The organism is Erythrobacter sp. BLCC-B19, assembly GCF_028621955.1.
In the GTDB taxonomy this organism is placed as follows: Bacteria; Pseudomonadota; Alphaproteobacteria; order Sphingomonadales; family Sphingomonadaceae; genus Erythrobacter.
The window spans coordinates 452986-478017 of the sequence record NZ_CP117516.1 but is presented as its reverse complement, the minus strand read 5'-3'; the positions used below and the strand labels follow the sequence as shown (position 1 = coordinate 478017).

At 66.7% G+C, this 25032-nt stretch carries 28 protein-coding genes; 19 read left to right on the top strand and 9 right to left on the bottom strand.

All coding sequences use genetic code 11. The features are described from left to right. Window position 1 precedes the first annotated feature (1 nt). Genes PS060_RS02045 through PS060_RS02035 form a run of 3 tightly spaced genes read left to right on the top strand, consistent with a single transcriptional unit; the run spans window position 2 to window position 2426 of the window. The gene (locus PS060_RS02045) at window positions 2–808 is read left to right on the top strand and encodes an ABC transporter ATP-binding protein (RefSeq protein WP_273985103.1); all 807 of its coding nucleotides are present in this window, start codon (window positions 2–4) and stop codon (window positions 806–808) included. 51 nt (window positions 809–859) lie between these two features. Continuing rightward, window positions 860–1816: an MlaD family protein gene (locus PS060_RS02040; protein WP_273985102.1), complete on the top strand. Its 957-nt coding sequence runs from the start codon at window positions 860–862 to the stop codon at window positions 1814–1816. 10 nt (window positions 1817–1826) lie between these two features. After that, window positions 1827–2426, top strand: a complete 600-nt coding sequence (locus tag PS060_RS02035) for an ABC-type transport auxiliary lipoprotein family protein (RefSeq protein ID WP_273985101.1) — start codon at window positions 1827–1829, stop codon at window positions 2424–2426. A 134-nt stretch (window positions 2427–2560) separates the two neighbouring features. Here the strand turns inward: PS060_RS02035 and PS060_RS02030 are convergent, their stop codons facing one another. Genes PS060_RS02030 through crcB form a run of 6 tightly spaced genes read right to left on the bottom strand, consistent with a single transcriptional unit; the run spans window position 2561 to window position 6410 of the window. Continuing rightward, the gene (locus PS060_RS02030; protein ID WP_443112399.1) at window positions 2561–3265 is read right to left on the bottom strand and encodes an ATP12 family chaperone protein; all 705 of its coding nucleotides are present in this window, start codon (window positions 3263–3265) and stop codon (window positions 2561–2563) included. Continuing rightward, the gene (locus PS060_RS02025) at window positions 3262–3507 is read right to left on the bottom strand and encodes a hypothetical protein (RefSeq protein WP_273985099.1); all 246 of its coding nucleotides are present in this window, start codon (window positions 3505–3507) and stop codon (window positions 3262–3264) included. Before PS060_RS02025 ends, PS060_RS02030 begins: the two co-directional genes overlap by 4 nt. Beyond that, window positions 3504–4178 carry an HAD-IA family hydrolase gene (locus tag PS060_RS02020; protein ID WP_273985098.1) on the bottom strand — a complete coding sequence of 225 codons (675 nt, stop codon included), beginning with the start codon at window positions 4176–4178 and terminating at the stop codon, window positions 3504–3506. The genes PS060_RS02025 and PS060_RS02020 overlap by 4 nt, the downstream gene beginning before the upstream one ends. Further along, window positions 4175–4786, bottom strand: coding sequence for an FMN-binding negative transcriptional regulator (locus PS060_RS02015; RefSeq protein WP_273985097.1), 612 nt, complete (start codon window positions 4784–4786; stop codon window positions 4175–4177). Before PS060_RS02015 ends, PS060_RS02020 begins: the two co-directional genes overlap by 4 nt. Beyond that, window positions 4786–5997 carry an RluA family pseudouridine synthase gene (locus PS060_RS02010; protein WP_273985096.1) on the bottom strand — a complete coding sequence of 404 codons (1212 nt, stop codon included), beginning with the start codon at window positions 5995–5997 and terminating at the stop codon, window positions 4786–4788. The genes PS060_RS02015 and PS060_RS02010 overlap by 1 nt, the downstream gene beginning before the upstream one ends. Continuing rightward, entirely contained in the window at window positions 5994–6410 is a 417-nt protein-coding gene (crcB, locus tag PS060_RS02005; RefSeq protein WP_273985095.1) for a fluoride efflux transporter CrcB, read from the bottom strand. The genes PS060_RS02010 and crcB overlap by 4 nt, the downstream gene beginning before the upstream one ends. Before the next feature lie 218 nt (window positions 6411–6628). Between crcB and rpsU the strand changes: the two genes are divergently transcribed. The 14 genes from rpsU (at window position 6629) to PS060_RS01935 (ending at window position 17165) form a co-directional block, all read left to right on the top strand. Further along, window positions 6629–6835 carry a 30S ribosomal protein S21 gene (gene rpsU / locus PS060_RS02000; RefSeq protein WP_017664771.1) on the top strand — a complete coding sequence of 69 codons (207 nt, stop codon included), beginning with the start codon at window positions 6629–6631 and terminating at the stop codon, window positions 6833–6835. 139 nt (window positions 6836–6974) lie between these two features. Continuing rightward, window positions 6975–7634 carry an FKBP-type peptidyl-prolyl cis-trans isomerase gene (locus PS060_RS01995; RefSeq protein WP_273985093.1) on the top strand — a complete coding sequence of 220 codons (660 nt, stop codon included), beginning with the start codon at window positions 6975–6977 and terminating at the stop codon, window positions 7632–7634. 15 nt (window positions 7635–7649) lie between these two features. Then, window positions 7650–7952 (top strand): Asp-tRNA(Asn)/Glu-tRNA(Gln) amidotransferase subunit GatC, encoded by a 303-nt coding sequence (gatC, locus tag PS060_RS01990; protein WP_273985092.1) that lies wholly within the window; start codon window positions 7650–7652, stop codon window positions 7950–7952. A gap of 115 nt (window positions 7953–8067) precedes the next feature. Continuing rightward, window positions 8068–9549, top strand: coding sequence for an Asp-tRNA(Asn)/Glu-tRNA(Gln) amidotransferase subunit GatA (gatA, locus tag PS060_RS01985; protein WP_273985091.1), 1482 nt, complete (start codon window positions 8068–8070; stop codon window positions 9547–9549). Beyond that, the gene (locus PS060_RS01980) at window positions 9546–10697 is read left to right on the top strand and encodes an acyltransferase family protein (protein ID WP_273985090.1); all 1152 of its coding nucleotides are present in this window, start codon (window positions 9546–9548) and stop codon (window positions 10695–10697) included. Before gatA ends, PS060_RS01980 begins: the two co-directional genes overlap by 4 nt. Next, a complete protein-coding gene (locus PS060_RS01975; protein WP_273985089.1) occupies window positions 10694–10858 on the top strand; it encodes a glutamyl-tRNA amidotransferase in 165 nt (54 codons plus the stop codon). The genes PS060_RS01980 and PS060_RS01975 overlap by 4 nt, the downstream gene beginning before the upstream one ends. A 3-nt stretch (window positions 10859–10861) precedes the next feature. After that, a complete protein-coding gene (locus tag PS060_RS01970; RefSeq protein ID WP_273985088.1) occupies window positions 10862–11146 on the top strand; it encodes a hypothetical protein in 285 nt (94 codons plus the stop codon). Then, window positions 11143–12639, top strand: coding sequence for an Asp-tRNA(Asn)/Glu-tRNA(Gln) amidotransferase subunit GatB (gene gatB, locus PS060_RS01965; protein WP_273985087.1), 1497 nt, complete (start codon window positions 11143–11145; stop codon window positions 12637–12639). Before PS060_RS01970 ends, gatB begins: the two co-directional genes overlap by 4 nt. Beyond that, window positions 12639–13331: a hypothetical protein gene (locus PS060_RS01960; protein WP_273985086.1), complete on the top strand. Its 693-nt coding sequence runs from the start codon at window positions 12639–12641 to the stop codon at window positions 13329–13331. Before gatB ends, PS060_RS01960 begins: the two co-directional genes overlap by 1 nt. A gap of 4 nt (window positions 13332–13335) precedes the next feature. After that, the gene (locus tag PS060_RS01955) at window positions 13336–14082 is read left to right on the top strand and encodes an alpha/beta fold hydrolase (protein ID WP_273985084.1); all 747 of its coding nucleotides are present in this window, start codon (window positions 13336–13338) and stop codon (window positions 14080–14082) included. A 67-nt stretch (window positions 14083–14149) separates the two neighbouring features. Further along, entirely contained in the window at window positions 14150–15016 is an 867-nt protein-coding gene (locus PS060_RS01950; RefSeq protein WP_273985082.1) for an AraC family transcriptional regulator, read from the top strand. Between the two features lie 28 nt (window positions 15017–15044). Further along, on the top strand, window positions 15045–15500 hold the full coding sequence (locus PS060_RS01945) for a tRNA (cytidine(34)-2'-O)-methyltransferase (protein WP_273985081.1): 456 nt from the start codon (window positions 15045–15047) through the stop codon (window positions 15498–15500). An 82-nt stretch (window positions 15501–15582) separates the two neighbouring features. Next, window positions 15583–16179 (top strand): hypothetical protein, encoded by a 597-nt coding sequence (locus PS060_RS01940; protein ID WP_273985080.1) that lies wholly within the window; start codon window positions 15583–15585, stop codon window positions 16177–16179. Then, window positions 16176–17165 (top strand): hypothetical protein, encoded by a 990-nt coding sequence (locus PS060_RS01935; protein WP_273985079.1) that lies wholly within the window; start codon window positions 16176–16178, stop codon window positions 17163–17165. The genes PS060_RS01940 and PS060_RS01935 overlap by 4 nt, the downstream gene beginning before the upstream one ends. Here the strand turns inward: PS060_RS01935 and PS060_RS01930 are convergent. From PS060_RS01930 to PS060_RS01920, 3 genes are read right to left on the bottom strand one after another with little or no spacing between them, the layout of a single operon-like run. Further along, window positions 17143–18639 (bottom strand): TolC family protein, encoded by a 1497-nt coding sequence (locus PS060_RS01930; protein ID WP_273985077.1) that lies wholly within the window; start codon window positions 18637–18639, stop codon window positions 17143–17145. The genes PS060_RS01935 and PS060_RS01930 overlap by 23 nt on opposite strands. A gap of 2 nt (window positions 18640–18641) precedes the next feature. Next, window positions 18642–19697, bottom strand: coding sequence for an HlyD family secretion protein (locus tag PS060_RS01925; RefSeq protein WP_273985076.1), 1056 nt, complete (start codon window positions 19695–19697; stop codon window positions 18642–18644). 2 nt (window positions 19698–19699) lie between these two features. After that, window positions 19700–21427 carry an ABC transporter transmembrane domain-containing protein gene (locus PS060_RS01920; protein WP_273985074.1) on the bottom strand — a complete coding sequence of 576 codons (1728 nt, stop codon included), beginning with the start codon at window positions 21425–21427 and terminating at the stop codon, window positions 19700–19702. Window positions 21428–21698: 271 nt separating this feature from the next. Here PS060_RS01920 and PS060_RS01915 point away from each other — a divergent pair, with 271 nt between their 5' ends. Further along, the gene (locus PS060_RS01915) at window positions 21699–22835 is read left to right on the top strand and encodes an FAD-dependent oxidoreductase (RefSeq protein WP_273985072.1); all 1137 of its coding nucleotides are present in this window, start codon (window positions 21699–21701) and stop codon (window positions 22833–22835) included. Between the two features lie 51 nt (window positions 22836–22886). Then, window positions 22887–25028 (top strand): FAD-dependent oxidoreductase, encoded by a 2142-nt coding sequence (locus PS060_RS01910; protein WP_273985071.1) that lies wholly within the window; start codon window positions 22887–22889, stop codon window positions 25026–25028. Window positions 25029–25032 lie beyond the last annotated feature (4 nt).

Here is a 25032-nt window from a genome sequence, read left to right as displayed (position 1 = left end):
GATGCGCGTCTTTGACCATCCCGACGACGATACGCCGCCCATCGTGATCGAGGGGCTGGTCAACCGCTTCGGCGATATTGCCGTGCACGACGGGCTCGACCTCACCGTGCGCCGGGGCGAGATCCTCGGCGTGGTCGGCGGGTCGGGGACGGGCAAATCGGTGCTGATGCGCTCGATCATCGGGCTCCAGCGGCCCGAGGCCGGGCGGATCGACGTGCTGGGGCGCTGCATCACCGAAAGCGACCTCGAACAGGGCATCGGCGTCAGGCGGCGCTGGGGCGTGCTGTTTCAGGGCGGGGCGCTGTTTTCGACCCTGACGGTGGGCGAGAATGTCGAGGTGCCGCTCAAGAAATATTACCCCGACCTCTCCCCCCAGCTGCGCGCCGAGATCGCGCGCTACAAGGTGATCCTCACCGGCCTGCCGGAAGAGGCGGTGGCGAAATATCCATCCGAATTGTCGGGCGGGATGAAGAAGCGCGCCGGGCTGGCACGCGCGCTGGCGCTCGATCCGGAGCTGCTGTTCCTTGACGAGCCGACCGCGGGCCTCGACCCGATCGGCGCGGCCAAGTTCGACCGGCTGACCCGCGACCTGAAGGAGACGCTGGGCCTCACAGTGTTCCTCATCACCCACGATCTCGATACGCTTTACGAAATCTGCGACCGGGTGGCGGTGATCGCCGACAAGCGCATCATTGCCGTCGGCACCATCCCCGAACTGATCGCCACCGGGCACCCGTGGATCGAGGAATATTTCAACGGCCCGCGCGGCCGCGCCGCCCATGCCTCGCACCTCAGGGATGTGCCATGAGCCGGATAATGTTGGACACATCCGCCCGGGCGGCGGCATAGGGACACGCACATGGAAACCAGAGCCAATCATCTGTGGGTCGGTGCGGTAACGCTGGTGCTGCTGGCGATGCTGGCGGCCTTCATCGTCTGGATCGCGCGCCTTGGTGAAGGCGCGAAGGACGAATACGACATCTTCTACAACCAGTCGGTCTCAGGGCTCGCCAATGGCAGCCAGGTCAGCTTTGCCGGGGTGCCGGTGGGGCAGGTGACCGAGATCGCGCTGGCCAAGGGCAACCCCGAATTCGTGCGCGTGCGGATCAAGGTGAAGGATGATGTGCCGATCCTCGTCGGCACGCAGGCGACCATTCAGGCGAGCTTTACCGGTGTGTCGACCATCCTGCTCGATGGCGCGCGCAAGGATAATCCGCCGATCACCTGCGAGACCACCGCCTGCCCCGAAGGCCGCCCGGTGATCCCGCCGGGACGCGGCGGCTTTGGCGAGATCGTCGCCAACGCGCCGCTGCTGCTGGAACGCCTTGCGACCCTGACCGAGCAATTGAACACCATCCTCGGCCCGGAAAATCAGGAGGAGCTGGCAGGCATCCTCAAGAACACCAACCGCCTGACCGGCGGGCTGGCCGATGCGACGCCCGAACTGACCGCCAATCTCAAGGAATTCCGCACCACCATGACGGAATTCAACGAGGCGCTCGACGCCTATGAAAAGCTGGCAGCGACCACGGACGGCCTGCTCAAGAAGGAAGGCGAGCCGCTGGCCAAGGAGCTGCGCGAGACGATGAAGAGCGCCAATGCCGCGCTCGCCTCGCTTTCGGCGACGCTGGAGGACACGCGGCCTGCCGCACGCCAGCTGCGCACCACCACGCTGCCTGCCGCCGAAGCGACATTGGAAGACCTGCGCGCCACCAGCCGGGCGCTGCGTTCGATCACCGAAAAGCTCGAAAGCGAAGGCGCCGGTGCGCTGGTGGGCGGCAAGTCGCTGCCCGACTACAAGCCCAAAGGACAATGATGCGATGCGCATGACCAAACGGCCCCTCATCATCGCCCCGCTGCTGCTGGCCCCCATGCTGGCGCTATCGGGCTGCATCAGCCTCGGCGGAGAGCCGCCCGCGAGCCTTTTGACCTTGAGCCCCACCGCCAGCGCACCCGCCGGCCCCGGCCCCGGCAGCGCCGATCAGCCCGTGATCGCGGTGCTCAGCTTCGACACCCCGGCCAAGCTCGATGTGCTGCGCGTGCCGGTCGCGGTGAGCGATACCGAACTCGCCTATCTGGCCGAGGCCTTCTGGGTCGAAAAGCCCGCCCGCCTGTTCCGCCGTCTGGTGGGCGAGACGATCCGGGCGCGCGGAGGCGCGATGGTGGTCGATGGCGACAGCACCGCAACCCTTGCAAGCGTGACGGTGCGCGGCACGCTGATCGAGATGGGCTATGAAGCGCAGACCTCCGAAGCGGTGGTGCGGTTCGATGCGGTTCGGATCGATAAGGACGGCAAGGTCGCCACGCGCCGCTTTGAAGCGCGCGAGGGCGGTGTAACGGCTGATACCCGCGCGGTCGGCGCGGCGCTCAACACGGCGGCGAACAAGGTCGCAGGCGAAGTGGCGGATTGGGTGGCGGGGGGTTAGCTCTCAAATCCGTTCGCCCTGAGCTTGTCGGAAGCGAAGCTGACGCGCAGCGTCAACGGCTGTTCTTCCTTTTGGCCTGACCGCTCCGGTCAATCAGTGCAGTGCTTCGACAAGCTCAGCACGAACGGATGTTTCTAGGTTTTCGCCAACCGCGCAAAGGCACAGGCGCGCAGGAAATCCGCCTCGCGCCGTTCGCGGCGTTCCTCGGCCTCCCAGTCGCGGCCCCACAGGTCAGCCTGCCATTCTTCTTCGAGGCACACCGCCTGCCACAAGGCGCGCGGTTCATCCTCGAGCGCAGCATCGAGCGCGGCGAGCGCTGTGACCAGCGAGGCGGCCAGCTTGGTCATCGCCTCGACCCCTGCCAGCACGAAAGGTGGCAGCGTCAGCAGCCGCGCGCGCAGCACATCAAGGCTTTCGGGCGGCTGCGGGCGGTGGAGGACACCGCTGACCCGCACCAGCGTGATGCCGTGGGCGGCCTCGAAACCCGCCAGCAGCGGCTCCCACACGGCCTGCTGGCGCGCGTGGAGCGGCTCGTCCGGGTCGGCGCGGTAGCACAGCGTATCGGTTTCGGCATAGGCGATCAGACCCTCGGCCACGTTGGCCGGGTCGGCAGCGACGATGTCGATGGCGTAGTCCGCCATATCCCGCAGCGGCAGACTGGCAGTGTCGATCTTATCGCCCTGCCGCGCCCATTCCGCTGCCATTGCCTCGGCCAAAGCACGGGTGGGGACGATCTGGGGTGCGCCGCCCACGGTCTTCACGCCGCGTGCATCCAGCATCACCTGAAACCCGCCCGCTTGGCTGGCGAGCGTTACATCCTTGTAAAAGCGGCGGATCATCGGCGGCGTGCGTCCTGCTTTTTCCATTGGCGCGCGAGCAGCCAGGGCACGAAGAAGAAATCGAGAAAGCCGACCAGCGCCACACCCGCCCCCACGATCCACGGCAGATCGAAAGCGCCCCGGGCGATGGCAAAGCCGAGCATCACCAGCCCCACCCCGCCAAAGCGCAGGGCAGTGATGACGATGAAGCGATTGCGCGCCTGCACTTCGGCCTGCTGGCGGGGGGAGGGCGAGGGGCTCATGGCAGCAACTCCGCAAGTGCATCGCCCAGCGCTGCGGCGGTCTCGACCACGCGCTCGGCGCCGCTGGCGGTCAGTTCGCCCGCCGCGTGATAGCCCCAGCCCACGCCAATGGCCGCGACCCCGATGGAGCGCGCCATGAGCATATCGAAGCTGGTGTCGCCGATCATCACGGTTTGATCCCGGCCCGCGCCCGCTTCGAACATCGCCGCTTCAAGCATCGCGGGATGGGGCTTGGAAGGGTGGCGGTCGGCGGTCTGGAGCGAGACGAACAGGTCGGCGATGCCATGCGTGGCAAGGCAGGCGGCGAGGCCACGGTCGGACTTGCCGGTGGCGACGGCCAGTTGCCAGCCATCTGCGTGGAGGGCCCGCAGCAATTCGGCGATGCCATCATAGAGCGGCTCGTCGAGCAGGCCTTCCTCGCGCCGCGCCCGGAAGCTCGAGCGGTAGAATTCGGTGACAGAGCGGTTCTGGTCCTCGCTCAGCTGTGGAGCGAGCGCGCGCACGGCGGCGGGCAGGCTGAGGCCGACGATCCGGCGCACGGCGCTGGTTTCGGGCGCTTCCAGCCCCGCGCGGGCAAAGGCGCGCGCCATCGCCCAGCAGACATCGGCCTGCCCGTCCACGAGGGTGCCGTCGCAATCGAACACGGCAAGGCGCACGGGGGGGCGGGTCATGCGGCCCCCTTCGCCAGCCGCTCCATCGCGGCCGCGAGCGCAAGGTGTCCTTCATCCTTGAGCCCGGCGACAAGGCGGTCCCGCTCCGCCGCAGGCTTGTTCTGCGAAAGCTTGACGGTCGGCCGCCACGCCTCGATCGTGAGTTCGAAGCCCACGATCATGTCCATCATCCGGTCGCGCTTGGCGGTGTCCATCTTGTCCATCGTCCATGCCGCGCCCTGCGCCACCCGCGCTTCATGGTGCGCCGAGACGTCTTCGAGCAGCGCCAGCAGCCCGTCCCAATCCATGCGGCGCACCGTGCCTTCCATTTCGAGGGCAAGGTAGTTCCAGGTCGGCACCTGATCCGGGTCGGCATACCAGCGGGCCGAGATGTAGCCTTCCGGCCCGTTGACCACCGCCAGCGCCTTGGCGCCGTCCAGATGGCGCGTCAGGGCGTTGCCGCGGGCCAGATGGAAGCGCAGCGTTCCCGCGTCGGTGAGCAGCAGCGGCACATGGGCGACGCGCGGCCCTTCGGGCGTGGTCAGGAACACCATGCCAAAGCCGCTTTCCCGGATCAGGGCAGCGAAAAGATCGTGGTCGTCCGAACGGAAGGCGGGATTGGGGTGCATCAGCGGGTCGGTCTTTTGCCGGAGGGCTTGCCCCCTGCCTTGGGCTTGCTCTTGGCCTTAGGCTTGCCCCCCGCCTTGGGCTTGGACGCCTTGTTCGCGGCCCCGCGCGCGCGGCGGGGTGCGCGTTCTTCCTTGCGCGCCTGCTTGAAATGGCGGCGGGCGGCCTGCTTCTTCTCTTCGGGGGTCTTCTCGGGCGTTTCCTCGCGCAAGGGCGATGCGTCCGACAGCGACGGATCGAAGCCCAGCACTTCCATGCTCGCGGCGAAGTGCGGGGGGAGTTCGGCGGTCACGTCCAGCTTGCCGCCCGTTCCCTCACCCGCCTTGGGCTCGGTGATGATCAACCGGCGGGCGTGGAGGTGCATCTTGCGGCTGACCGCGCCGGTCAGGAACGCATCCGGCCCGCCATACTTGCCGTCGCCCACGATCGGGTGGCCGATCGCCGCCATGTGGACGCGCAGCTGGTGGGTGCGCCCCGTCAGCGGCTCCAGTTCCACCCACGAGGCGCGCTGTCCGGCGCTGTCGACCACGCGGTAGCGGGTCTTGGCCGCCGCGCCGTTTTCCTCGTCGATATGCATCTTTTCGCCGCCCGTGCCCGGCTGCTTGGCGAGCGGCGCATCGATCACCCCTTCGGACAATTGCGGCTTGCCCACCACCAGCGCCCAATAGACCTTGCGCGCAGAGCGGCTCGCAAAGCGCTTGGAGAAACTCGCCGCGCTGCCCGGTGTGCGGGCGATCAGCAACACGCCCGAGGTGTCCTTGTCGAGCCGGTGGACAAGCCGCGGGCGGGGCTGGCGCTCGTTCTCGACGAAGGCATCGAGCAACCCGTCGACGTGCTTGGTGGTCTTGCTCCCGCCTTGCGTGGCAAGGCCGGGGGGCTTGTTGAGGACGATGGCCGCGGGCGTCTCGCGGATCACCATGTCGCGGGCCTCGGCGATCTGTTCGTCGGTGAGCGGGCGCGCGCGCGGCTTGGCGGGTGCGCGGGGTTGATCGTCCCCGCCCGGCGGCACGCGCAGCACTTGCCCGGCAGCGAGGCGATCTTCCGGCTTCACCCGCTTGCCATCGACCCGGATCTGCCCGGTGCGCGCCCAGCGCGAGACGGTGGCAAAGCCGATCTGCGGCAGATTGCGCTTGAACCAGCGGTCGAGCCGGATGTCGTTATCATCCGCGCTGACGGTGAACTGGCGCACGTTATCGGTGGGGGTCTCGGTCATCGCGGGCCTCCCTGCACGGCGACAAGGCCGATGATCACCGCCGCCGCGCCCGCGATCAGCGAGGCTGCGGCATAGCCCGCCGCCAGCCCCGCCTGCCCGCGGTGGAGCAGGGTGACCAGCTCGGCGGAAAAGGCGCTGAAGGTGGTGAAGCCGCCCAAGAGGCCCACGCCCAGCAGCAGCCGCGCGGTCTCTGCCGCCGCTTCGCTCGGCGCGCCGCGCGCATACCACCCGACCAGCGCGCCCATCAGCAGGCTGCCCGCGACATTCACCGCCAGCGTGCCCCACGGAAAGGCATTGCCCGCACCCGCCAGATCGCTCACGATCCGCCCCGCATGATAGCGCAGCACCGAGCCCACAGCGCCGCCCGCAGCGACCAGCAGACTTGCCTTGATAGGGGAGATCACACCGTCCATCCGCCGCCTTTAGCGAGCCGCTGGCGCTCTGCATAGCGGGGCTGCCTTACGCGAATGCACTCTGGCGGCTTGCCATTTTGCCGATGTTGGACTATCGGGGCGGCGTTTCACGGGCGGTCCCCCTTGGGAATCGCCCGTATTTCAATGGAAATTCACCGCGTAACCCTGCGCAGAATCATGCAGGGCTCTGGCGTTTGGACATGAGGTAGTCGTCGTTTATGCAAATCATGGTTCGCGATAACAATGTCGATCAGGCCCTGCGCGCGCTCAAGAAGAAGCTGCAGCGCGAGGGCGTTTATCGCGAAATGAAGCTGCGTCGTCACTACGAAAAGCCCTCGGAAAAGCGCGCCCGCGAAAAGGCCGCCGCCGTGCGCCGCGCCCGCAAGATGGAGCGCAAGCGGATGGAGCGTGACGGGAGCAAATAATCCCGTCGTCAGGCGCGCCTCCGCTATCGGAACCGCTTGAAACACCCTTTCCGATCAGCCATCAGGGCGCGGCATCAAACCCGCGCCCTTTTGTCGTCATTCGCCCGCCTCATTGCGCGCGGCCCAGCAGGACAAGACCATGACCGAGATTACCCGCGTTCCCATCCAGCCCGTCGCCAAGGGCTCGCTGACCAAGCTGTGGATCGGGGTGATCCTCGCCGTGCTGGTCGGCGCGGGCCTTGCCTGGGCGGCGGTGCCCAAGGGTCTGGATATTGACGTCATTCAGGCGGGCACCGGCCCCAACCCGAAGCAGGGCGAGGTCGTCTTCGTGAAGTACAAGGGCATCCTTGCGGCCGATGGAACGGTGTTCGAGGACGCGCAGACCAGCCCCTTCCCGGTGCCGGGTCTGTTCCCCGACGGCACGCCCTTCCTGCTCGAAGAAGGCGCGATGATCCCCGGCTTCCTGCAGGCGCTGCAGCAGGTGCAGAAGGGCGGCAAGTACAAGATCTTCATCCCCGCCGAACTCGGCTACGGCGCAACCCCGCCGCCGACCGCGGGCATTCCGGCCAATGCCGATCTCGAATTCGAGATTGAAGTGGTTGAAATCACCACCCGCGCCTCGGTGGAGCGCAAGATCCAGGTGCTCCAGCAGACCATGCAGCAGCAGATGGGTGCAGCTGGCGGCGCGGCTCCGGGCGGCGCGGCTCCGGGCGGTGCGCCTGATGGCGCGGCAGCAGCGGGCGAGGCTCCGGCGGCTGCGGCCCCGCAGGGCGCGCCGCAGGTTGTTCCGGGCCAGTAAGGGGCAGCGGGGCTCATGTCGGTGGACAAGGCAACCGTCGCCAAAATCGCTTCGCTGGCGCGCATCCGCATGGATGATGCGGCGCTCGAACAGATGGTGCCCGAACTGAACGGCATCCTCCAATGGGTCGAGCAGCTGGGCGAGGTCGATGTGACGGGGATCGAGCCGATGGCGGCGGTGATCCCCAACACCCTGCGCCTGCGCGAGGACGTGGTCGATGCCGACCCGCTGACGGGCGGCGGCAAGCGCGACGACGTGCTCGCCAATGCGCCCGCGGCTGAACACGGCTTCTTCGGCGTGCCCAAGGTGATCGAATAGGGAGAGCCCTCTCCCCGTTCGCCCTGAGCTTGTCGAAGGGCCGCTTTTCTTTCAGTGCTGCGGTCGAAGACGAAGGGCGGTGCTTCGACAAGCTCAGCACGAACGGAGTTTGCTAGTGACTGACCTTACCTCTCTCGGCGTCAAGGACATCCGCGACGGTGTCGCCAAGGGCGAATTCACCGCGCGCGAAGTGGCAGAAGCCTTCAACGCTGCGGTCGCCGAGGCCGCGAGCCTCAACGCCTTCATCGTCACCACCCCCGACCACGCGCTCGCCGCTGCCGACAAGGTGGATGCAGCCCGCGCGGCTGGCGAGGCGCTGGGCGCGATGGCGGGCGTGCCGATCGGCATGAAGGACCTGTTCGCCACCCACGGCGTTCAGACTACGGCCGCGAGCCACATCCTCGAAGGCTTCACCCCCCGCTACGAATCGACCGTCTCCCAGAAATTGTGGGACGCGGGCGCGGGGATGCTGGGGAAGCTCAACCTCGACCAGTTCGCGATGGGCTCGTCGAATGAGACCTCCTATTTCGGCAATGTCACCTCGCCGTGGAAGAAGGCGGGCAGCAACGCCGCCATGTCGCCGGGCGGTTCCTCGGGCGGTTCCTCCGCTGCGGTGGCCGCGCGCATCGCGCCCGCCGCGACCGGCACCGACACCGGCGGCTCGATCCGCCAGCCCGCCGCCTTCACCGGCATCTGCGGGATCAAGCCGACCTATGGACGCTGCTCGCGCTGGGGCATCGTCGCCTTTGCCTCTTCGCTCGATCAGGCCGGGCCGATGGCGCGTTCGGTGGAGGATTGCGCGATCATGCTCGGCGCGATGGCGGGGTTCGATCCCAAGGATTCGACCAGTCTCCAGATGGACGTGCCCGATTGGGAAGCGGCGCTCAACGCCGACCTGCGCGGCAAGAAGGTCGGCATTCCGCGCGAATACCGGATGGAGGGCACCGATCAGGCGATCCTCGATTCGTGGGAGCAGGGCAAGGCATGGCTGAAGGACGCGGGCGCCGAGATCGTCGACGTCTCGCTGCCGCACACCAAATATGCGCTGCCCGCCTATTACATCGTCGCCCCCGCCGAGGCTTCGAGCAACCTCGCCCGCTATGACGGGGTGCGCTATGGCCTGCGCGATCTGCCCGACGGGGTGGGCCTGCAGGATATGTACGCCGCCACCCGTGCCGCTGGCTTCGGCGACGAGGTCAAGCGCCGCATCCTGATCGGCACCTATGTGCTCTCGGCGGGCTTCTACGATGCCTATTACACCCAGGCGCAGAAGGTCCGCGCGCTGGTCGCCCGCGATTTCGCCCGCGCTTTCGAAGAGTGCGACGTGATCCTCGCGCCGACCACGCCGACCGCGAGCTTCCCATTGGGGTCGATGAACGAAGACCCGCTGACGATGTATCTCAACGACGTCTTCGCGGTCCCCGCCAGCCTCGCAGGCCTGCCCGCAATGAGCGTCCCCGCGACGATCAACGCCGATGGCCTGCCGCTCGGTCTCCAGCTGGTCGGCAAGCCCTTCGACGAGCAGGGCGTGCTCAACGCCGGCCTCGCGATCCAGCAAAGGGCAGGCTTCACCGCCAAGCCGGAGAAGTGGTGGTGACCGCCGCCGCGCCGCCCGCAGGAGCAACGATGCGCTTTGAGGTGCTGGACGCCCTGCGCGGTATCTGCGCGCTGCTGGTGGTGCTCTTCCATTTCAACTCGAACGGCTACCTTGCGCAGCTGCCGATCGTGCAGAACGGGTGGCTGTTCGTCGATTATTTCTTCGTGCTGAGCGGCTTTGTCATCGCTCATTCCTATGGCACCCGGCTTACGGAAGGGCGGATTTCGGTTGCGCGCTTCATGGGGCTGCGGATGGGGCGGATCTATCCGCTGCATCTGTTCGTGCTGCTCGGTTTCGTCTCGCTGGAAATGCTGCTGGTGCTGGGGGGCGATACGATTGGACGCTATGTCTCGCGCGAGCCCTTCACCGGTTCGCGCGGGATCGAGGCGCTGATTCAGAACCTGTTCCTGTTCCAGACCTTCGGTATCGGCAAGGCGGTGGGTTGGAATGTGCCCGCGTGGAGCATTGCTGCCGAGATGTGGACCTATCTGGTGTTTGCGCTGGTCTTTGTCGTCAGCAAGGGCCGCAGTGCGCTTGCCAGCGGTGTGCTGGCTGTGGTCGCGCTGCTGGCCCTGATGTCCTATTCGCCTGATCTCGATGTGACCTTCCAGGGCGGCATTCTGCGCTGCATCTTCGGCTTCGGGCTGGGTGTGGTGACCTATCACCTGTTCCGGCGCTTTGGCGGGTCAGGCGGCAGCGCAGCGGAAATTGCCGCGGTGCTGGTCAGCATCATCTTCGTCTCTTTTGCCGAAGGGGCGCTGACCTTTCTTGCGCCCGTGGTGTTCGGCAGCGTCGTGTTCGTCCTTGCGAGCCAGAACGGGGGTGTCTCGCAGGTGCTCAAGCGTCGCAGCTTCCAGTTCCTCGGTCTGACGAGCTATTCGATCTACATGATCCACACCTTCATACAGGGACGGGTCGGGGAAGTCCTGCAGATCACCAAGATCGTCGCGATCCGGGTCGATGGGGCTGGGCGCACCTTCCTTGAAGGATCGCCGCTGGTTGCCGACGCTATCACGCTGGCAATGCTGGCCCTTGTGGTCGGCGCGGCTTATGTCACCTATTCGCTGGTCGAGAAGCCCGGGCAGGCCTTGTCGCGGCGCCTGCTTGCGGCCGAGCCGAAACCCGCAAGCGGAGCGGGCGCGCAATGATCGCCGACACCCCCCTCTGGCTTGCCGGAATCGGCATCATGCTGGCGGTGCCGGTGACCTTCATGGTCGCCAACTGGGTGCGCAAGAACGTCGATCACGGCGAGATGCGCTTCGGGCCGGATGGCAAGGTGATCGAGGACGAGAACAAGCGCGATGCGTAGCCCATGCTGATGCTCTTGCACGTCCTTGCCGCCATGCCTTCAGTGGCAGCGGTCGAAAATGCGCGGCAGGACAATGGTGCCAACTGCGCCACGCACCAAGCCATCGCGGCAGAGCTGAAGAAAGAGCAATATTACCGGACCCGGAAGACGAGGCGGATCGCGGGCTATCTTGTCGAAGTCTGGGAAAACTTCGTACCGGATGAAGAGCGTCGTCCCGACCGGGATCGGTTTGTGTATGTCCGTCACACGGACACGGAAGATTGTTTGATCAGGACCACAGAGCAATGAGCAACTACCGCATTCAGGGTGCCACGGGTGAATGGGAGGTCGTGATCGGCCTTGAAGTCCACGCGCAGGTCACCTCCAACGCCAAGCTGTTCAGCGGCGCGGCGACCGCCTTCGGGGCGGAGCCGAACGCGCAGGTCAGCCTCGTCGATGCCGCGATGCCGGGGATGCTGCCCGTGCCCAACCGCGAATGCATCCGTCAGGCCGTGCGCACCGGCATGGCGATTGAGGCGCAGATCAACGCGTGGAGCCGCTTCGACCGCAAGAACTACTTCTACGCCGATCTGCCGCAGGGCTACCAGATCAGCCAGCTTTATCATCCGCTTGTGGGCGAAGGCTCGCTGCTGATCGAGGCCGACGAGAAGGCGGGGATTCCGGAAGACAAGGTGATCGGGATCGAGCGCATCCATGTCGAGCAGGATGCGGGCAAGCTGATGCACGATCAGCACCCGACCATGTCCTATGTCGACCTCAACCGCTCGGGCGTGGCGCTGATGGAGATCGTCAGCCGCCCGGATATGCGTTCGCCCGCCGAGGCAGGGGCTTACCTGAGGAAGCTGCGGGCGATCCTGCGCTATGTCGGCTCGTGCGATGGAAACATGGAAGAAGGCTCGATGCGCGCCGACGTCAACGTCTCGGTGCGCAAGGTCGGCGAGCCCTTCGGCACCCGCACCGAGACCAAGAACGTCAACTCGGTGCGCTTCGTCATGCAGGCGATCGAGCATGAGGCGATGCGGCAGGTCGATGTGCTCGAAAGCGGCGGGAGCATCGTGCAGGAGACGCGTCTGTTCGACCCGGGCACCGGCACCACGCGCACGATGCGGTCAAAGGAAGACGCGCACGATTACCGCTACTTCCCCGATCCCGATCTGCTGCCGCTGGTGCTGGAGGAGGACTTCCTCGCCGAGTGCCGCGCCTCGCTCCCCGAACTGCCCGACGCCAAGCGCAAGCGCTATGTCGAGGTGCTTGGCCTCACCCCCTACAACGCGCGCGAGCTGACCGCCGAAGTGGAAACCTTCGCGCGGTTCGAGACGCTGCTGGCCGAGACTGCGAAAGCCACCGGCAAGGATGAGGCCGCGGTCGCCACGCAGGTCGCCAACTGGTCGCTCTCGGTCGCGCCGGGGGTGCTGAAGGCGCTGGGTGACGAGGGCGACCCCGCCAACGCCACTGCCGCCGCGCAGGCGAGCATCCTCGCGATGGCCGACAAGGCCGAGATCAGCGGCGGGCAGGCCAAGGAGATCTTCGAAATCGTCCTCAAGACTGGCCGCGATCCTGCTGAAATCGCCGAGGCCGAGGGGCTGAAGCAGGTGTCCGACACCGGCGCGATCGAAGCCGCCGTGGACGCGATCATCGCCGCCAATGCCGACAAGGTCGAGCAGTACCGCGCCGGCAAGGAAGCGCTGTTCGGCTTCTTCGTCGGCCAGACGATGAAGGCGATGCAGGGCAAGGCGAACCCGCAGCTCGTGAACCAGTTGCTCAAGGGCAAGCTGGGGTGATGGCGGGGACGCCTCTCGATGCGGTGCGGGTTGACGGGGACGACCTCGCCGATCTGATCCCTGAGGTCGAGGCGTCGTTTGCCGTCACACTGCCGCAAGATCTGCGTCATGTGCAGACGGCAGGCGCGCTGTTTGACGAGATTTTGCGTTGCCGCACCCCCGATGGTGCGGGAGAGCGGTGCGATACGCAGATGGCGTTCTACCGTCTGCGGCGACTGCTGGTGAACCTGGGCCTTGATCCCGCCGCCGCGCCGCAGACGGCGCTCAAGGGGCAGGGCTTGCCTTCGCCCCGCCGGGTGGCGGCGATGATCGAGCGTGACCTCGGGCTGGCCGCGCCCGCCAAGGTCATCAGCGGCGCGGGCTGCGCGCTTGCGCTCGCACTGCTTGCGGGCGGGGCCGTGTTGGCGCTGTGGCAGGGCTCGGGCGATTGGCTCGCCTTGTGGCCGCTTGCGGTGCTGGTGGTGCTGTTCGACCGTGGGGGCTGGAGCGGGGACTGGGCAACGCTCGGCAGCCTTGCCGAGGCGGTCGCCGCGCGCAATGTCGCCCGGCTCGCGGCACAAGGTGCGCGCAATGACGAGCGCCAATGGTGGAAGCGGTTTTCCAAGCTGCTCTGCGAGGTCGCATGGGACGGGAGCCAGCAGGTGAGCGATCACCGGCTGATCGCCCGCCACACCCGGATCGAGCTGGTCTAGCGCCATGGCTGCCGCGCAGACCCTCTATTTCCACGGCCTGCCCGGATCGGCGGCGGAGCTGGCGGGCTTCGGTCCCGAGATCGCCGCACAGGCGGCGGGGTTCCATGTGGCGGCGCGGGGCGGAAATTTCGCGCGGCTTGCCGAAGCGATCGCGGCCCGCTTGCCCGACGGTCCGCTGCACCTTGTCGGCTTTTCGCTGGGCGCGCACGCCGCCTTGCGGGTCGCACCCCTGCTGGGCGAGCGGGTGGCACGGATCGACCTCGTCTCCCCCGCAGCGCCGCTCCAGCTGGGCGATTTTCTCTCCGGCATGGCCGGCGCGCCGGTGTTCCGCGCGGCGCTGGCGGGGGCCGTGCCCTTTGCGGCGCTGACCGTTGCGCAGGCGCAGGTCGCCCGCCTTGCGCCCGAACGGATGGCTGCTGCCCTGATGGCCAAGGCCCGCGGCGCAGACCGCGATCTCGCCGCCGATCCGCGCTTCATTGCGAGCCTCGCGCAATCGCTGCGCCACAGCCTGCTCGACAGCCGCGCTGCCTATGCTGCCGAGATCCGCGCCTATGTTGCCGATTGGCGCGATGATCTGGCGCGGGTGCCGCAACCGGTCAGCATCTGGCAGGGGCGCGAAGACGACTGGACACCGCCGGCGATGGCCGAAGCGCTCGCCGCCGCTCTGCCGCAGCGCCCGCAGGTCGCACTGATCGACGGCCTCTCGCATTTTTCGACCCTGCGGCACTATCTCGCGCGCCTCCCGGCGTGAACCGCAAGATCGGTCGGGCGCGCTGCCGCTTGGCGTTCTAGCCATCCCCTGCAACGAAGGGATGGAAATGAACGAGACCGCCGCCACCAATTACGCAAGGCGCATGACGCGGGTGCTGGATCATATTGACCGGCACCCCGACGGCGACCTCTCGCTGGCCGCGCTGGCCGGGGTGGCGGCGTTCAGCAAGTTTCACTTCCATCGCCAGTTCGCCGCCACCTTCGGCCTTTCGGTGCAAGCCTATGTCAGCCTCTCGCGTCTCAAGCGCGCGGCGTTTCAGCTCGCCAATCGGGCAGAGATGCCGGTGATCGCGGTCGCGCTGGAGGCGGGCTATGACAGCCCGGATGCCTTTGCGCGGGTGTTCCGCAAGGCCTTCGGGGTCAGCCCCAGCGCCTTTCGGCGCGCGCCGGACTGGAACGCGTGGCACGCGGCGATCCTGCCGCAGACCCAAGCAAGGAAATACGCCATGCCGCAATTCGCCGCCGAGGATGTCACTATCGCCACCTTAGCCGCCGTCCCCGTCGTGACCCTGCGCCACGATGGCCCGCCGCATCTGCTGGGAGCGAGCATCGGGCGCTTTATCGCCTGGCGCAAGGCCAATGGCGCGGGGCCGCAGAAGACGCGCACCTTCAACATCTTCGCCAGCGATGGTGAGGGCGAGCCGCAAGTGACGCTCGCCTGCTCGCGCATTCCCGGCCTCGCACCGGGCGAGGGGATGGGCGAGGGCGTGATCCCCGGCGGACGCTGCGCAAGGTTGCGCCTCACCGGCCCGGCCGATGATCTGGAGGCGCCTGCCAACTGGCTCTACCGCGAATGGCTGCCCGCCAGCGGCGAGGGCTTGCGCGACTTTCCGCTGTTTGCCGAGCGCAGCAATTTCGGCCCCGGCATCCCGGAAGGCGAGATGGTGACCGATCTCTACCTGCCTCTGGCCTAGCCGCCGCGCGCGGGCTAGGCGGCGGGGCATGACCGCAATCGTCCTCGTCCAGCCCGAAATTCCCGGCAACACCGGGGCGGTGGGGCGCACCTGCGTGGCGCTCGACATGGAGCTGATCCTGATCCACCCGCTCGGCTTCGAGATCTCGGACAAGCGGGTGAAGCGCTCGGGCCTCGATTACTGGCCGCACGTGCGCCTCGCCGAATATGCCAGCTGGGACGCATTCCTGGCCGCCCGCGCGCCGCGGGAGGATCAGGTGTTCCTGTTCGAGGAGTTCGGCGCGCGGTCATTCTACGAGCCCGATTACCCGGAGGACGCCTTTCTGGTGTTCGGGCAGGAGACCAAGGGCATCCCGCAAGCGATCCTCGCGCGGCATGAAGGGCGCCTGTTCAAGCTGCCGATGCGCAGCGAGGTGATCCGTTCGCTGAACCTTGCCAACACCGTGTCGGCGGCGGCCTATCAGGCGCTCAGGGGCAGGATCTAGGCGCGGGAAAATTCCCGCTTGCAGCGTGCAAATGGCTCTGTCAGGTTGCCGCTCAGGGTCAAACGAGAGGGGCGCATTTACCATGAAGTTGCTGCATTATGCAGCGCTTGCGCTGATGGCGGCAGTGCCATCGGTAGCAGGCGCGCAGGCGATCAAGACCGAACCGCCGATGAAGGTGTTCACTGCTGCCGAGATCGAAGCGGTGGCGATGCCCGATCTGGCCTACACCCCCGATCCCACGATCGCGGCGGATTTCGACAAGTATTTCTTCTTCCACCGCGCCGATACCAGCTTCGATCAGGCCTATTTCGACATCACCGAATGCGATTCGCTCGCGAGCGGGATCAACTTCTACATGGGCGCCGATAGCGCCGCGATCAGTTCGGCGATGAGCCAGTACGGCGTGCTCGCCGGCGGGATCGGCGGGGCGATTGGCGGGCTGATGGCCGACGCGATCTTCGGCAGCGCCGAACGTCGCCGGATCAAGCGGATCAACCTGCGCAACTGTATGTTCTACAAGGGTTATGACCGCTACGGCCTGGAAAAGGAGCTGTGGCAGGCGTTCCATTTCGAAGAAGGCCTCAGCCGCGAAAACGCCAAGGATCGGGAGGCCGCGCTGATGAAGCAGGCGCGCGTCGCCTCCGGCCCCAAGCCCAAGCTGGAGGTGCTCGAACCATGAAGCGCATCATCACCCTGATCGCAGGCGCGCTGGCGCTGGCGGCGACCCCCGCGGCGGCGGAAAAGCTCAAGCCCGATGTCGCCGAATACAAGGCGATCGAATTGAAGAACCTTGCCTCGGGCAAGGCCAAGATCGATCCGGCCAAGGCCTATATCTACATCAAGAGCCCCCAGAACCGCACCTATGGCGTGTTCCTGAAGACGCCCAATGCCGCGGAAATCGCCAATTACGAGGCCAAGTGGCGCGAGGAATTCGAGGAGGCCAAGGAGGACTATCCCAAGAAGCTGGCGACCTACAACGCCTCCAAGCAGACCGGCCGCCCGCTCAAGAACAAGCCGGTCGAGCCGACCGAGGAAAACTTCGCCATCGCGGATATCGACCTGCGCATGATCGTGCCCTTCGGCCCGCAATTCGTGTTCGACAAGACCGAGGCGCCCGCCAAGAGCTTCTCCTATCTCATCGAGGTCGAGCCGGGCGAATATACGTGGTTCGGCCCGATCCTCTATCTGCCCGGCGCCGCGACCGGGGGGCAGTGCTATTGCATGGGCTCGGTCAAGTTCGAGGCCAAACCGGGGCAGATCACCTCGCTCGGCGATTTCCTCAGCCTCGGCTGGGCGGATCGCAAGGCGCTGGAAGCTTCGACCTTCCAGCGCGAGCTGATGCCCGATCGCCCCGCCGTGCCGACCGACTGGAGCACGCCGGAGAGCCTTGCCAAATACACGGTCGTGAAGGCCGATCTGCGCGCGGCGGGCAAACGCAACAATTTCCTCAACGCGCTGGTCGGGCGGATCCCGCCGGTGCCGGGGGTGCTGGCCTATAACCGCGACGTGCCGATTGATCTCGTCGGGCTGGCCGAGGCGGAAGCCAAGGCCAAGGCCGAAGCCGAGGCCGCGCGGTTGGCACAGGAAGAGGCGCGGGCCAAGGCCGAGGCGGAGGCTGCTGCCGCCGCCGCCGCGGCTGCGCCTACTCCAGCCCCAGCGCAGTAAGGTTCATCGTGGCCGCGTTGTAGCTTGCTTCGGCCAGCCGGCCGGCAAGCTCGGCGCGGATCGCCTTGATCTGGGCGTTGGCGGCGGTTTCCTCGCGCTGGTTGACGAAGAAGAAGTCGCCCGCCCCCAGCCGGAACCGGGTGCGTTCGGCCTGCACCATCGCATTGGCCTGCTTGACCTCGGCATCGGCAAGGTCGGCAAGGCGCAGCGCGGCCGACAGGTTGGCAAGGATGTTGCCGACATCGGTGGTGATCTGGTCGGCGATCCGGCGCTGGCGCAGTTCGGTCTCGCGCAGCTCGGCCTCGGCGCGCTGCAAGGCACCGCGCGCGGTGCGGCGCTGGAGCGGGACCGAAAAGGTCAGGCCCACCACCGTATCGGTCGAATCGAACCCCGGGCCGCCGGGGCCGATCTGGCCAAAATCGCGCGACAGCTCGACCGAGGCGTTGAGCGATGGCTTGAGGTCGTTTTCGCGCAAGGCGACCTTGTTGGTCGCGCGTTCGAGCGCGAGTTTGAAGGTCTGGAGTTCGGGCCGGTTCTGGATCATCTCGCTGAGCGGCAGCGCGGCGAGCTTGTCCGCCGGGGAAATCTCGCGGAAGCGCGCCATGTCGGGCAGCATTTCACGGGTCGGCACGATCATCCGCCCGTCCGACCCACGGATATAGAACCCCAGCGAATTGGCGGCGGTGGTGAAGTTGCGCTTGGCCTCTTCCAGCAGCGAGCGGCGGGCGAGCAGGTTCTGCTCGTTCTCGGTCAGCGCGATGCGTGCGCGCGCGCCTTCGTTCACCTCGCGGGTGAGGCCGATCTGGCGCGCTTCGGCGATTTCGAGCAGTTCCTCGAACACCCGGATTTCCTCGCCCGCCGCGACCCAGCGCCAATAGGCGCGCAGCGCTTCGTGCTGGACGTTCAATTGCACCAGCAGCACATCGAGCTGGGCCTGCGATGCGGCAAGGCGCGTGTCCTCGAGCGCGAAGCGGCGGCTGTCGATGTCGCGGTTGCGCAGCAGCGAGAACAGCGCGCCGACCTTCACCTCGCCCAGCGCGTTGGTGTAGTTGTAGTTCTCGTAAGTCGGGAAGTCGCCCGAGGAGACGCGGTAGGAGCCGAACACTTCCGCGCCAAAGGGCATCAGCGGCTGGCGCGCTTCGACCTTGCCGAACCCGCCCGAATAGTAACCGGTCAGGCGATCATAATATTCGCCCTTGAGCATCAGGTCGAAGGCGCCGTCGGCGCCGAGCTGGTCGGCGCGGGCGGCGGCCTCGCGTTCGAAGGCTTCGAGCACCTGCGGGAAGGTGAGGGCCGAGGAGCGCAGCACTTCTTCAGGCAGCAGCGGCCCGGTGGTGAGCGCCACGTCGAGCGGGTCTCCCACCGGCTCGATATTCTGCGCGACCGCGGGCGCGCCGCTCGCCAGCGTCAGCGCCAGCAGGGCGCAGGCGGCGAGCAGGGCGCCCGGCCGCCGCAAGGCAGGACTTCGGCGCATCGTCAGTTGGCCGATCCGCTGCTGCTGCCGCTGGCGCTGGCCGTGCTGGAAGGCGCGGGAAGTTCGGGCGGGAAGTTGTTGAGCTGACGCCAGATCTCGTAGCCGACCGGCACCGTCTCCAGCAGCACCCAGGCCTGCACCACCGCGCCAAAGCGGACGTAGCGTTCTTCCGGCCAGCCATAGCCGTCGAGCTTTTCCTCGGCGATCAGCACGCGGAAGCGGCCATTGACCTGCGCCGACTGGTCGACCGCGATGACCTTGCCGCCGAAGGTGCCGACCGCGACCGAGGGCCAGCCGGAAAACTGCACCGCGGGCCAGCCTTCGAACTGGATGCGGGCCTTGTCGCCCGGTCGCACCAGCGCGACATCGCGCCCGTCGATGAAGATTTCGATCACGCGCTCGGCCCCGTCGGGCACGAAGGTCGCCAGCACATCGCCGGCCTTGATGAAGGTCGCGGCATCGCCGGCATTGAGGCTCTGGATGAAGCCATCGCGCGGGGCGCGCACGATCTGTTCGGACTGGCGCGCGATGTTGACATCGGCGCGGTTCAAATCGGCCTGCGCGGCGGCGACCTTGCCCTGCATATCGGCGACCTTGATCTGCGCCAGCTCGTAATCGCGCCTTGCAGCGAGCCCCGCCTCGAACAGTTCGCGGCTGCGGCGTTCGTCAATCTGGGCGGTGGCGAGCGCGGACTGGGCGGCAGCCAGTTGCAGTTCCATCTGCGCGCGTTCGGCGCGCAGGCGATCGAGCAGATTGGGGTCGATGTCGGCGATGCGGACGATGGGATCGCCCTTCTTCACCGAAGAGCCATCGCGGACATACCATTCCTCGATCCGGCCCGGCACCAGCGCGTTGATATCCTGCCGCCGCTCGTTCGGGCTCAATGTCGTCACCACGCCCCGGCCCGAGGTGGTCTGCACCCAGGGCACATAGAGCAGAAAGGCAACCGCGATGACGATCGCGGCCAGCAGCATCACGAACACCGCCCGCATCACCCGCGGCGTCTTGATCGACGCCAGCGTGGTGAAATGCGCCATGTCTTCCTTGCGCGTTGCCATGATCATTCGCCTCCCGTGGTGAGCAGGCGGCCGGCAGTGGCGGCGGCGAACTGGTCGAAGTTGGTGAACACGCGCTGGCGGCTGGCCTCAAGATAGAGGAAGCGGTCGAAGCCCAGATCGGTGCGGCGGTTGGAGAAGTAGATCACGGTCGTATAGGCCTGCGCGCGCAGTTCGTTGACCGCGCGGGCGATGGGTTCGGGATCGAGCAGGTCGAACAGGCGGCTGAGCACCAGAATGCGCGGGCGTTCGAGCAGCGCATTGGCGAGCTTCAGCTGCTGCAATTCGACCGCCGAGAGCGGATAGCCGGTCGAGGCGAGCGGGGTGTCGAGACCCTTGTCGAGCGTGGCGATCATGTCGGCAAGGCCAACCGTTTCCAGCGCGCCGATCATCCGCTGCGGGGCAGTGTCGGGGCAGGACAGGGCGAGATATTCGCGGATCGTCATTTCCACCGTGCTCGGGCGGTCGAGCACGTGGACATTCTTGCGCAGGTGGTGCGGCTCGATCGCCTTCATGTCGATGCCGCCCAGCGTCGCGATCCCGCCTTCGGGCAAGACATGGAGCTTCAGCAGGTTGGTGAACAATCGCTGGATGCCGTGCTGGCTGGCGGCGGCCATGATGATCGAGCCGCTCGGGATTTCGAGATCGAACTGCACCTCCTCGTGCCGGGCGCGCCCACGCACGCCCTTCATCACGATGGTGTGATCCGGCCCGTCGAAGGGATCGGCGCCCTTGGGCTGTTCCTGCTCGACATCGTAGAACTGCGAGATTTCCTCGACCGCGGCGAACAAGTCGTAGAAATAGCCGAGGTAGCTGCCGAGCTGCGCAACCCCGGCAAAGGCGGCCGACAGCACCAGCTCGGCCGCGACCAGCTGGCCCAGCGTCAGCTGGTTCTGGATCACCAGCCACCCGCCCAGCCCCAGCAGCGCCGCGCTGGCGGCAGCATACATCAGCAGGAAGGCGATGGTCTGCGAGAACAGGTGGCGGAAGTGCCGCTTGCGATCCTTGATGTAGGAGGCGGTGTAATCGTCGGTCTTGTCGAGCGCGTAGTCGATCCGGCGCTGCGACTTGAAGAAGCCGTTCGAGCTGCCGAGCGTATCCAGCCACGCCGCCGTCGCGTGCTTGGCATGGCTGAGGTCGACCCCGGTGCGCAGCGCGCGGCTGCCCCATGCCAGCCAGACCACCCAGATCAGCGCGATCATCACCAGCGTGAAGCCGAGGAAATAGGGGTGATAGAGGCTCACCAGCACGAACCCGACCGCGATCTGCAACAGCACGGTAAAGCCGCCGATGAACAGGATCGGGATTGCGGTCTGGACATAGACCACATCGAAATAGCGGTTGAACAGCGCGCCCTTCTTGGCGTCGGAGAAGAAAGGGTTCTGGGCATAGACCGCGATCAGCGAAATCTCGGCCACCATGCGCGCGTAGAAACGGCGGGCGAACAGCTCCATGAGGTGGACGCGCAAGGCGTAGATCATGCTGGAGATGAACAGGAGGCCGAACAATGTCAGCGCCAGCACCACCAGCGGCGCGGTGAGTGCGGTGTTGGCGATGGTGTTGATCAGCATCTGCACCGAAATCGGTGTCGCCAGCGAAAGCAGGCTGATGCCGATGCCATAGACCGCCGCGAGCCAGTAGAAATTCGCCTCGGGCTTCAGGATGTCGAAGAAAATCCTGAAGAATTTCACGAGGCTGATCTGCGACCCGTAACTCTGGCCTTCGCCTGCCATGACAGCCTTTCCGTTGCCAAACCTGTGTTTGCGCGGTTCGCCCCCTTCGGCCGGATGCCGGAGGTGGGAGCCGCTTTGCATTGTGTGCAACATTGCCGCGCCGCAAGCGATTAATCATCCAGCGGCCCTGCGGTTCCAGCGCCGGAAGAATACCTGCAACTTCTTGAAGATGCATAGCTATCAGAAGCTATTGCGAGGCAATGTCGTGTTGCAGCCCCGTTAGCGCGCAAAGCTTGCGGATAGCTGAACCAACCGCGATGATGCGCCTCCCATGGCACCGCGCAGCGCAGAAAATGCAACCGACACCCGAACGCTGCTGCTGGTCGGCGGCGGGCACGCCCATGTTGCGGTGCTGGCCGACTGGGCAAGGGCAGGGCCGCCGCCGGGGGTGCGCACGCTGCTGCTCACTCCTGACCGGCACCTGCGCTATTCCGGAATGGTGCCCGGCTGGCTGGCAGGGCAGCACGGCCCGCGAGAAGGGCGGGTCGATCTGGCAGCGCTCGCCGCCCGTGCCGATGTGACCTTGATCGCCGACCGCTGCGCTGCGCTCGATCCCGAGGCGCGGGTGGTGACGACCGCCAGCGGCGCGCGGATCGCTTTCGACCATGCCAGTGTCGATACCGGCGGGATCGGGCGCGCCGCCGCGGTGCTGGGGGATGACCCGCGCCTCATCGACGTGCGCCCGATCGGCGCCTTTGTCGATCAGGTCGCGGCCCGGCGTGCGGGGCTTGCCCGTGTGGTCGTGGTCGGCGGCGGAGCGGCAGGCGTGGAGCTGGCCTTCGCCCTTCGCAACCTTGCCGGCGCAGCGGTGCGGCCCGACGTCAGGCTGGTGACGGGCACGGGCGGGCTGCTCCCCGGCTTTGCCGCCAGCGTCCAGCGCCGCGCGGCGGCAGCGCTTGTGCGGCAGGGCATTGTCCAGATAGCGGGGCCAGCCCGCTTCGCGCATGGCGCGTTGATGGCGGGCGGGCAGAGCCTCGAACCTGCCGATGCCATCATCGCCGCAATCGGCAGCGCAGCGCCGCAATGGGCGCGGGCAAGCGGACTGGCGGTCGATCCTGACGGCTTCATCGCCGTCGATGCGCGCCAGCAATCGCTCTCCCACCCGCATATCTTCGCGGTCGGCGACGTCGCTGCCCGCCGCGATCGCCCGCTCGCCCATGCGGGCGTTCATGCGGTGATGACGGGGCCGGTGCTCGCTGCGAACCTGCGCAGCGTGCTGACAGGCCGCGCCCCCGCGCGTGCCTATCGCCCGCGCCGCCACAGCCTTTACCTGCTCAACACCGGCGATGGCTCTGCAATCCTCAGCTATGGCCCGCTCGCAGCGCAAGGGGCATGGGTGCTTGCCCTCAAGCATCGGATCGACAAAGGCTGGATTGCGCAATACGCTGCTGTCACAGGCACAGTGTAACCAGCCGCCGTGCCGGGGCGAATGGCCTGCCAAAAGGGATCGGGACTGCTCGTGAAAAAGCTCGCCATCATCGCCGTTCTGGCCGCGCTGGTCATCGCCTATTTTGCGCTTGGCCTGGGCCAATATCTCTCGATTGCGGGGATCAAGGCGGTCGCTGCGCAGGCTGCCGCGATCCAGCAGGACAATCCGCTGGCGGTGGCGGCGGGGTTCTTTGCGATCTATGTCGCGGTCACCGGCGCATCGCTGCCGGGCGCTGCGATCCTGACGCTGGCGGCAGGCGCGCTGTTCGGGGTGCTGTGGGGGACTGTAATCGTCTCCTTCGCCTCGACCATCGGCGCGACCCTGGCCTTCCTGTCCTCGCGCTATGTGCTGCGCGACAGCATCGAGGCGCGGTTCGGCGAGCGGCTGAAGGCGATCAACGCCGGGCTTGAGCGTGACGGGGCGTTCTATCTGTTCAGCTTGCGGATGATCCCGGCCTTCCCGTTCTTCATGGTCAATCTGGTGATGGGCCTCACCCGCATCCGCACGCTGACCTTCGTGTGGGTCAGCCAGTTGGGGATGCTGCTGGGAACGGCGGCCTATGTGAATGCGGGCACGCAGCTTGCCCGGATCGAAAGCACCAGCGGGCTGCTGTCGCCCACGCTGATCGGCAGCTTCGTGGCGCTCGGCATCGTGCCGTGGATCGCCAAGGGCATCATCGGGGTAATCAAGCGCCGCCGGGTCTATGCCGGGTTCAAGCGGCCCGCAAAGTTCGATCGCAACATGGTGGTGATCGGCGCAGGCTCGGCGGGGCTGGTCTCGGCGCTGATCGCGGCGACGGTGAAGGCCAAGGTGACGCTGGTCGAGGCGCATCAGATGGGCGGCGATTGCCTCAACACCGGCTGCGTGCCGTCCAAGGCGATCATCAAGAGCGCCAAGATCGCGCACCAGATGCGCCATGCCGACAAGTATGGCCTTGCCGCCACCGCTCCGCAAGTGCCGCTCAAGGCGGTGATGGCGCGGGTGCTGGAGGCGATCAAGACCATCGAGCCGCACGACAGCGTCGAACGCTACACCGGCCTCGGCGTCGATGTGGTCGAGGGCTATGCGCGGATCATCGACCCCTGGACGGTCGAAATCGCCCGCAATGATGGCGGCACCCAGCGGCTGACGACGCGCTCCATCGTGATCGCGTCGGGCGCAGAGCCGGTGGTGCCCGACATTCCGGGGATCGAGGCCAGCGGCTATGTCACCAGCGAGACGCTGTGGACCACCTTCGCGCAGATGGACGAAGCCCCGCGCCGGATTGCGGTGCTGGGCGGCGGGCCGATCGGGTGCGAATTGTCGCAGGCCTTTGCGCGGCTCGGCAGTGAGGTCACGCAGATCGAGCGCGGCGCGCGGGTGCTGGCGCGCGAGGACGACGATGTCAGCGCGCTCGCGCGGGCGGCGCTCGAAGAATCGGGCGTGCGGGTGCTGACGGGGCACAAGGCGCTGCGGATCGAAGACCGCACGCTGATTGCCGAGGCTGGCGGGCAGGAGGTGCGCGTGCCCTTTGACGCGCTGATCGTGGCGGTGGGCCGCAAGGCGCGGCTGACGGGCTTCGGGCTGGAAGATTTGGGCGTGGACACGGCCAAGACCGTGGTGACCGACGAATTCCTCGCCACCAAGTTCCCCAATATCTTTGCCGCAGGCGATGTCGCCGGGCCGTATCAGTTCACCCACACCGCCAGCCATCAGGCGTGGTATGCGAGCGTCAACGCGCTGTTCGGCACCTTCCGCAAGTTCAAGGCCGATTACCGCGTGATCCCCGCCGTCACCTTCCTCGATCCCGAAGTCGCGCGCGTCGGCCTTAACGAGCGCGAGGCGGCAGAGCAGGGCATCGCGGTCGAAGTCACCCGCTATGACCTCGACGATCTCGACCGCGCGATCGCCGAGAGCGAGACCAAGGGCTTCGTCAAGATCCTCACCCCGGCAGGCGGCAAGGACACGGTGCTGGGCGTGACCATTGTGGGCGCGGGTGCGGGCGAATTGCTCGCCGAATATGTGCTGGCGATGAAGCACGGGCTGGGCCTCAACAAGATCCTCGGCACGATCCACGCCTATCCCACGATGGTGGAGGCCAACAAGTTTGCCGCGGGCAACTGGAAGAAGGCGCACAAGCCCGAAGGCCTGCTGCGCTGGGTCGAGCGCTATCACGGTTGGATGCGCGGCTGACGCG

Excerpts from the sequence above, each read along its gene's own strand:
- PS060_RS02040 (WP_273985102.1), top strand. The coding sequence starts at position 860 with ATGGAAACCAGAGCCAATCATCTGTGGGTCGGTGCGGTAACGCTGGTG.
- PS060_RS02015 (WP_273985097.1), bottom strand. The coding sequence starts at position 4,786 with ATGCACCCCAATCCCGCCTTCCGTTCGGACGACCACGATCTTTTCGCT.
- PS060_RS01995 (WP_273985093.1), top strand. The coding sequence starts at position 6,975 with ATGACCGAGATTACCCGCGTTCCCATCCAGCCCGTCGCCAAGGGCTCG.
- PS060_RS01920 (WP_273985074.1), bottom strand. The coding sequence starts at position 21,427 with ATGGCAGGCGAAGGCCAGAGTTACGGGTCGCAGATCAGCCTCGTGAAA.
- PS060_RS01955 (WP_273985084.1), top strand. The coding sequence starts at position 13,336 with ATGGCTGCCGCGCAGACCCTCTATTTCCACGGCCTGCCCGGATCGGCG.
- PS060_RS02030 (WP_443112399.1), bottom strand. The coding sequence starts at position 3,265 with ATGATCCGCCGCTTTTACAAGGATGTAACGCTCGCCAGCCAAGCGGGC.
- PS060_RS01915 (WP_273985072.1), top strand. The coding sequence starts at position 21,699 with ATGGCACCGCGCAGCGCAGAAAATGCAACCGACACCCGAACGCTGCTG.
- gatB (WP_273985087.1), top strand. The coding sequence starts at position 11,143 with ATGAGCAACTACCGCATTCAGGGTGCCACGGGTGAATGGGAGGTCGTG.
- PS060_RS01975 (WP_273985089.1), top strand. The coding sequence starts at position 10,694 with ATGATCGCCGACACCCCCCTCTGGCTTGCCGGAATCGGCATCATGCTG.
- PS060_RS01960 (WP_273985086.1), top strand. The coding sequence starts at position 12,639 with ATGGCGGGGACGCCTCTCGATGCGGTGCGGGTTGACGGGGACGACCTC.
- PS060_RS02020 (WP_273985098.1), bottom strand. The coding sequence starts at position 4,178 with ATGACCCGCCCCCCCGTGCGCCTTGCCGTGTTCGATTGCGACGGCACC.
- PS060_RS01925 (WP_273985076.1), bottom strand. The coding sequence starts at position 19,697 with ATGGCAACGCGCAAGGAAGACATGGCGCATTTCACCACGCTGGCGTCG.
- PS060_RS02035 (WP_273985101.1), top strand. The coding sequence starts at position 1,827 with ATGACCAAACGGCCCCTCATCATCGCCCCGCTGCTGCTGGCCCCCATG.
- PS060_RS02045 (WP_273985103.1), top strand. The coding sequence starts at position 2 with ATGCGCGTCTTTGACCATCCCGACGACGATACGCCGCCCATCGTGATC.
- crcB (WP_273985095.1), bottom strand. The coding sequence starts at position 6,410 with ATGGACGGTGTGATCTCCCCTATCAAGGCAAGTCTGCTGGTCGCTGCG.
- PS060_RS01935 (WP_273985079.1), top strand. The coding sequence starts at position 16,176 with ATGAAGCGCATCATCACCCTGATCGCAGGCGCGCTGGCGCTGGCGGCG.
- PS060_RS01930 (WP_273985077.1), bottom strand. The coding sequence starts at position 18,639 with ATGCGCCGAAGTCCTGCCTTGCGGCGGCCGGGCGCCCTGCTCGCCGCC.
- rpsU (WP_017664771.1), top strand. The coding sequence starts at position 6,629 with ATGCAAATCATGGTTCGCGATAACAATGTCGATCAGGCCCTGCGCGCG.
- PS060_RS01945 (WP_273985081.1), top strand. The coding sequence starts at position 15,045 with ATGACCGCAATCGTCCTCGTCCAGCCCGAAATTCCCGGCAACACCGGG.
- PS060_RS02010 (WP_273985096.1), bottom strand. The coding sequence starts at position 5,997 with ATGACCGAGACCCCCACCGATAACGTGCGCCAGTTCACCGTCAGCGCG.
- PS060_RS01940 (WP_273985080.1), top strand. The coding sequence starts at position 15,583 with ATGAAGTTGCTGCATTATGCAGCGCTTGCGCTGATGGCGGCAGTGCCA.
- PS060_RS01950 (WP_273985082.1), top strand. The coding sequence starts at position 14,150 with ATGAACGAGACCGCCGCCACCAATTACGCAAGGCGCATGACGCGGGTG.
- PS060_RS02025 (WP_273985099.1), bottom strand. The coding sequence starts at position 3,507 with ATGAGCCCCTCGCCCTCCCCCCGCCAGCAGGCCGAAGTGCAGGCGCGC.
- PS060_RS01970 (WP_273985088.1), top strand. The coding sequence starts at position 10,862 with ATGCTGATGCTCTTGCACGTCCTTGCCGCCATGCCTTCAGTGGCAGCG.
- gatC (WP_273985092.1), top strand. The coding sequence starts at position 7,650 with ATGTCGGTGGACAAGGCAACCGTCGCCAAAATCGCTTCGCTGGCGCGC.